Annotated in this window: 5 protein-coding genes; all 5 read right to left on the bottom strand. The window is 74.1% G+C overall.

Going from position 1 to position 6,682, the window contains the following annotated elements; genetic code table 11:
* A partial coding sequence (locus tag ABTZ99_RS34585; RefSeq protein ID WP_499617415.1) for a glycosyltransferase family 39 protein occupies positions 1–1,229 on the bottom strand: 1,229 nt, incomplete at its 3' end.
* Positions 1,230–1,258: 29 nt separating this feature from the next.
* The gene (locus ABTZ99_RS34580; protein ID WP_498772484.1) at positions 1,259–2,467 is read right to left on the bottom strand and encodes a bifunctional glycosyltransferase family 2/GtrA family protein; all 1,209 of its coding nucleotides are present in this window, start codon (positions 2,465–2,467) and stop codon (positions 1,259–1,261) included.
* 38 nt (positions 2,468–2,505) lie between these two features.
* Complete coding sequence (locus ABTZ99_RS34575) at positions 2,506–4,299, bottom strand: ArnT family glycosyltransferase (RefSeq protein ID WP_499617412.1); 1,794 nt, start codon at positions 4,297–4,299, stop codon at positions 2,506–2,508.
* 83 nt (positions 4,300–4,382) lie between these two features.
* Positions 4,383–5,843 carry a sensor histidine kinase gene (locus tag ABTZ99_RS34570; RefSeq protein WP_498772488.1) on the bottom strand — a complete coding sequence of 487 codons (1,461 nt, stop codon included), beginning with the start codon at positions 5,841–5,843 and terminating at the stop codon, positions 4,383–4,385.
* Entirely contained in the window at positions 5,821–6,561 is a 741-nt protein-coding gene (locus ABTZ99_RS34565; protein ID WP_498772490.1) for a response regulator transcription factor, read from the bottom strand. The genes ABTZ99_RS34570 and ABTZ99_RS34565 overlap by 23 nt, the downstream gene beginning before the upstream one ends.
* Positions 6,562–6,682 lie beyond the last annotated feature (121 nt).

The following is a 6,682-nucleotide window of genomic DNA, read 5'->3' as shown; positions in this document are numbered from 1 at the left end:
CCCCAGACGGGGGCGGGGGCCCCGACGGCCGCCAGCGCGCGGGGCAGGGGGTGCTGCGCCCGGCCGCGCCACAGCTCCCGGCCGGCGATGGCGACGAGCGCGGCGACGCCCGGCGCGACGGCGACGGTGTAGTAGGGGTGCGAGATGCCGCTCATGAAGCTGAACACGATCCCGTTGCCCACCACCCACAGGCCCCACATGACCAGGGCCGCGCGGGTGCGGTCGGTGCGCGGCAGCCGGCGGGTGAACCACAGCCCCGCGACCACCCCGACGAGCGCGGCCGGGAGCAGCCACGAGATCTCGGCGCCCATGCTCGCCCCGAACAGCCGGCCGATGCCGGTCTCGCCGCCGAAGCCCAGGTTGGCGTTGCCGCCGCCCGCGATGACGCCACCGCCACCGCGACCGCCGAAGATCCGGCCCAGGCCGTTGTAGCCCATGGCCAGCTCCCACAGCGAGTCGTCGTCGGACCCGCCGATGTAGGGGCGCGACTCGCGCGGCCACAGCTCGACCAGCGCGATGAACCACCCGGCGGACACGACCACGGCGAGGCCCGCGCCGAGCAGGTGCAGCAACCGCTTGGGCAGCGTGGTCGGCGCGGCGAGCAGGTAGGCGGCGGTGAACGCGGGCAGCACCAGCAGCGCCTGCCCCATCTTGGCCAGGAACGCGAACCCGACCGCGACGCCCGCCAGCGCGAGCCACCGGCCGGAACCCTTCTCCAGCGCGCGCACGGTGCAGTACGCGGCGGCCACCATCAGCAGCACCAGCAGCGCGTCGGGCAGGTTGAACCGGAACATCAGCACGGCCACCGGCGTCACCGCGAGCGCCGCGCCCGCGATCAGCCCGGCCACCGCGCCGGACGTGCGCTTCACCGTGGCGTACAACAACCACACGGCCAGCACGCCCTCGATCGCCTGCGGCGCCAGCACGGTCCAGCTGGAGAACCCGAAGACGCGGGCGAACAACCCGCTCACCCACAGCGCGGCGGGCGGTTTGTCGACGGTGATCACGCCACCGGCGTCCAGGCCGCCGAACAGCCACGCCGTCCAGCTCTGCGCGCCCGCCTGGGTCGCGGCGGCGTAGTAGCCGTTGCCCCAACCGGACGCGGTGATGTTCCACAGGTACAGCACCGCCGTGCCGGTCAGCAGCACGACCAGCGCGGGCGTGGTCCGGTTGCGGCCCGGCGGCGCCTTGGCGGTGGGTGCGGGCGCCGTCAGGGTTGCGGTGGTCATGGAAGGGTTCCCTAGGGTCGACGGTGTGGTCATGGAGTGGTCTCCGCGGCGCGGCGCGGCCGGAAGACCCAGTTGCGCAGCAACAGGAAGCGCAGCACGGTGGCGAGGAGGTTGGCGCCGACGACCGCGACCAGCTCGGCCGGGCCGCCGGGCGCGGCGAACAGGTGCAGCAGGGCCAGCGAGCCGCTGGTCAGGGCGAGGCCGAGGCCGAACACGAGCAGCCCTTCGAACTGGTGGCGGCCCGCGCCGCGCCGGCCGCGCACGCCGAAGGTGAACCGGCGGTTGGCCGCGGTGTTGGCGATGGCGGTGACCAGCAGCGCCACCAGGTTCGCGCCCTGCGCGCCGAGCCCGCCGCGCAGCGACACGAACAGCAGCAGGTAGGCCAACGTGCTGATCACGCCGACCGCGGCGAACCGGACCAGCTGCCGGAACAACCCGGCGGGCACGCCCGGCGTCCGCGGTTCCAACGGCTGCCTCCCCAGCTGTGCCCGGAGCTCGCCGATCGGGATCCGCCCGCTCACCAGGCCGCGGGCCACCCGGACGACGCCTTTCAGGTCGGCCACGGCGGTCGACACGAGGTCCACCCGGCTGTCCGGGTCGTCCACCCAGTCCACCGGCACCTCGTGGATGCGCGCGCCGGCCCGTTCGGCGAGCACCAGCAGCTCGGTGTCGAAGAACCACCCGGTGTCCTCGACGTGCGGCAGCAGCCGCCGGGCGACGTCGGCCCGGATCGCCTTGAACCCGCACTGCGCGTCGGTGAACCGGGTGGCGAGCGCGCCGCGGAGGATCAGGTTGTAGCAGCGGGAGATGAACTCGCGCTTCGGCCCGCGCACCACCCGCGCGCCGCGGGCCAGCCGGCTGCCGATCGCCAGGTCCGAGTGCCCGGAGGTCAACGACGCCACCAGCGGCGCGAGAGCGGCCAGGTCGGTGGACAGGTCCACGTCCATGTACGCCAGCACGGCGGCGTCCGACGCGGTCCAGACCGCTTTCAGCGCCCGGCCGCGCCCCTTCTCCGCCAGGTGGACCGCGGTCACGCCGGGCAGCTCGCGGGCCAGCTCGTCGGCGACGGCGCGCGTGCCGTCCGTGCTCGCGTTGTTCGCGATGGTGATCCGGAACGTGTGGGGGAAGGTCTCGGTGAGGTCGGCGTGCAGCTTGCGCACGCACGGTGCGAGGTCGCGTTCTTCGTTGTACACGGGCACCACCACGTCGAGCACGGTGGTCGTCGTGAGCGTGGTCATGAGCTCACCCTCGGACGCTTGGCTGGGCGGCTCGTGTGTCATCGCTGTGCGCCGGCTGTGAGGTCGTAGACGTCGACGCCGTCGACGGTCGTCGCGGTGAACGCCTCCGCCACCCACTCGGCGATCCGCTGGGACGCGTCGCTGCCCGTCTCGGCCGGCATCAGGGCCCCGCCGAGGAAGTAGTGGATCCGTCCACTTCGGACCAGCTCCTGGAACTCCGCCAGGGTCGGCGCGGGATCGGTGCCGTTGAACCCGCCGACGGCCATCACCGGCGCACCGCTGTCGAGCTGGTAGCCGGCCGCGTTGTTGGAGCCGACGGCCGCCGCCGCCCAGGTGAAGCCCTCGCTGCCGCGCAGCAGCGCCACCAGCTCGTCGCCCGGCGTCGGCGCGTTGAGCAGCCCGCCCATCCCGCCACCGCCGGCGCGGACGTTGTTCGTCGCCCCGCCGGGGCCCATGATGACGAGCCCGCCGGGTCGGTTCGTCAGCGCCGGACCGGCGCTGGGGATCGCGCCGGAGTGCGGTGTCGCGGCCGTCGCCATCGAGTAGGCCCCCGGCCCGAGCAGCGCGGCGACGACGGCGACCGGCACGACCACGGCGGCGGGCGCGGAGGCGGCGAGGAACAGGCCCACCGCCCCGACCAGGCCGAGGACCAGCACGACCGCGGCCAGCGGGGCGGACCAGTCCAGCAGCAGCAGGTAGCACTGCAGCGCGGTCACGGCCAGCGCGCCGGACAACGCCGCCGCCGCCACGGGATCCTGCCGCCTGCGCCACAACGCGACCGCGCCGATCCCGGTCAACGCGCCGACCGCGGGCGCCAGCGCGACCGTGTAGTAGGCGTGGATGATGCCGTTCATGAAGCTGAACACCACGGCGGTGACCACCAGCCAGCCGCCCCACAGCGCGAGCCCGACCCGCTCGGTCGCGCGTCCGGCCCACCACCCGGCGACCAGGAGCACCAGCGCGGTCGGCAGCAGCCAGGCGATCTGACCGCCCATCTCGTCGCCGAGCAGCCTGGCCCACCCGCCCGAGCCCCGACCGCCGCCGCCGACGCTGCCGATCTCCTCACCGGTCAACCGGCCGAGACCGTTGTAGCCCAACGCCAGCTCCAGCACGCTGTCCGCCTGCGAGCCGCCGATGTAGGGCCGTGACCCGGCGGGTGTCAGCTCCACCGCCAACACCCACCAGCCACCGGCGACGACCACCGCGCCCAACGCCGCGCCCAGGTGCCAGACCTTGCGCAGCAGCGGGGCCGGCGCGAACGCCAGGTACACCAACCCGAACGCGGGCAGCACCAGGAACGCCTGGAGCATCTTCGCCAGGAACGCGAACCCCACCGCCACGCCCGCCAAGACCAGCCAGCGCACCGAGGCCTTCTCGGTGGCGCGGACCGTGGCGTACGCGCCCGCCACGAGCAGCAGCAGCATCAACGCGTCGGGGTTGTTGAACCGGAACATCAGCACCGCCACCGGCGTCAGCGCCAGCACCGCGCCCGCGATCAGCCCGGCCGCCTCACCGGCCGCGCGGCGCACGGCGGCGTGCAGGAGCCACACGCTCGCCACGCCCATCAACGCCTGCGGCACCAGGATGCTCCAGGCGTTGACGCCGAACAGCCGGGCCGACAGACCCATGACCCAGGTCGCCGCGGGTGTCTTGTCGACGGTGATCGCGCCGGCCGGGTCGGTCGCGCCGAAGAACCACGCGTGCCAGCTCTCGGCGCCGGCCTGCGCGGCGGCGGAGTAGTAGGCGTTGGCCCAACCGGAGTCGCCCAACCGCCACAGGTACAGCACCGCCGTCCCGGCCAGCAGCAGCAACAGGGGGAGTCTCGCTCGCATGGGGTCGAGCCTGTCGGCGAACCCTGGGCGGTCCTTGTGCCCCGGCTGTGAGCGGGCTGTGCGCGATCACGCCCCCGGGCGGGTCACCGCGGCAGGTGCACGGTGAACGTGGTCCGGCCGGGCCTGCTCGCCAGCCGCACGGTCCCGTCGTGCGAGGCCACCACGGCGGCCACGATCGACAGGCCGAGCCCGGTGCTGCCGGCCGCGCGGGACCGCGACGTGTCGCCCCGGCTGAACCGCTCGAACACCTCGCCCTGCCGGTCGGGCGGGATGCCGGGGCCGTCGTCGCTCACCGACACCCGCACCCCACCCTCCACAGTGGACAACGTCGTGATGACCGTGGTGCCCGGCGGCGTGTGCGTGCGCGCGTTGGACAGCAGGTTCGCCAGCACCTGGTGCAGCTTGTGCGCGTCACCGGTCACCTCGACGGCGTCGGGCGGCAGCTCCAGCCGCCACTCGTGCTCGGGACCGGCGATGCGGGCGTCGCTGACCGTGTCGACCACCAGCCGCGACAGCTCCACCGGGTCGCGGGCCAGCGGACGTCCCGCGTCCAGCCGGGCCAGCAGCAGCAGGTCCTCCACCAGCGACGTCATCCGCACCGCCTCGGACTCCACCCGCCGCATGGCGTGCCCGATCCGCGGCGGCACCTCGTCGGACGTGCGGCGGGTCAGCTCGGCGTACCCGCGGATCGCGGCCAGCGGGGTGCGCAGCTCGTGGCTCGCGTCCGCGACGAACTGCCGGACCCTGGTCTCGCTGGCGTGCCGGGCCTCCAGCGCGCTGCCCACGTGCCCGAGCATCCGGTTCAGCGCCAGGCCGACCTGGCCGACCTCGGTGCCCGGGTCGGCGTACTCGTCGGGCACCCGCTCGGCCAGCGCCACCTCGCCCTCGTGCAGCGGCAGCTCGGCCACCCGGCTCGCGGTCGCGGCGACCCGTTCCAGCGGGCGCAGCGTGCGGCGCACGATCAGCGCGCCCGCCAGGCTCACCGCGACCAGCCCGGCCAGCGCCACGCCGCCGAGGATCCAGCCCATCCGCCGCACCGTGGCGTCGACGTCGGCCATCGGCAGCCCGGTGATCACCTTCGTGCCGGTCGGGGTGGTGGTGGCGATCATCCGGTGGTCGCCCAGCTCCTCGCCCAGCCACACCGTGCGCGGCCGGCCGTCCGCGGGCACCTCCTCGGCCAGCGCGGTGACGTCGGTCGACAGCCTGGTCCGGTCGCCGCTGCCCCGGGCCAGCCGCTCGGCGTTGGTGCCGCCGTCGGGGTGCTTGATCAGCACCAGCGTGCCCGGACCGAACCCGGGCTGGTCCAGCGGGTCGGCCAGGCCCGGGAACGGCGGCGGCGGCACGTCCCGCCGCACCCTGGTCGTGGTGTCGACCAACTGGTCGTCCAACCGGGCGATCAGGGTGTCCCGCAGCGCGAACCCGGTCGCCACGCCGATGATCGCGCACACGACCGCCAGCAGCACCACCTGGGCCGCCACCAGCTTGGTCCGCAGCGGCCAGCCCGCCGTCCGCGACGGGCGCTCAGGCGGAGGGCTTGAGGACATAGCCCGCGCCCCGCATCGTGTGGATCATGGGCGTTCTGCCCGCGTCGATCTTCTTGCGCAGGTAGGAGATGTACAGCTCGACGATGTTGGCCTGCCCCCCGAAGTCGTAGCTCCACACCCGGTCCAGGATCTGCGCCTTCGACAGCACCCGCTTGGGGTTGCGCATCAGGAACCGCAGCAGCTCGAACTCGGTCGCGGTGAGGTCGATCGCGACGCCGCCGCGGCGCACCTCGCGCGTCTCCTCGTCCAGCACGAGGTCGCCGACCACCAGCTCGGTGCCCGCGCCCGCCTCGGTGACGCCGGTGCGGCGCAGCAGGCCGCGCAGCCGCAGCACGACCTCCTCCAGGCTGAACGGCTTGGTCACGTAGTCGTCGCCGCCCGCGGTGAGCCCGGCGATCCGGTCCTCGACCGCGTCCTTGGCGGTGAGGAACAGCACCGGCAGGCCGGGCAGGTCCGCGCGCAGCCTGCGCAGCACCTCCAGCCCGTCGAAGTCGGGCAGCATCACGTCCAGCACCACCACGTCGGGCCGGAACTCGCGCGCGACCCGGACGGCGGACGTGCCGTCGAGCGCGGTGCGGACCTCCCAGCGCTCCATCCGCAACGCCATGGACATCAGCTCGGCCAACGTGGACTCGTCGTCCACCACGAGGACCCGCACCGGACTTCCGTCCGGGCGGCGGAGTTCAGGGGACGTCCCCGAAGCGGACACTGGGCGCATGCTCCGATCCTGGACCCGGCGGTTGAGCCGGACCTGTGCCGCTCCTGTGTACCACCTGTGAACCCGCCCGACCGGCCGCGGCGCACGCACAGGCAGCGCCCAACGGCCGCACAGCCGGCTC

Origin of the sequence: Actinosynnema sp. NPDC002837 (assembly GCF_040295345.1) — a bacterium.
Classification (GTDB): Bacteria; Actinomycetota; Actinomycetes; order Mycobacteriales; family Pseudonocardiaceae; genus Actinosynnema.
The sequence above is the reverse complement of the archived record's forward strand: the minus strand, read 5'-3'. Positions and strand labels throughout refer to the sequence as shown.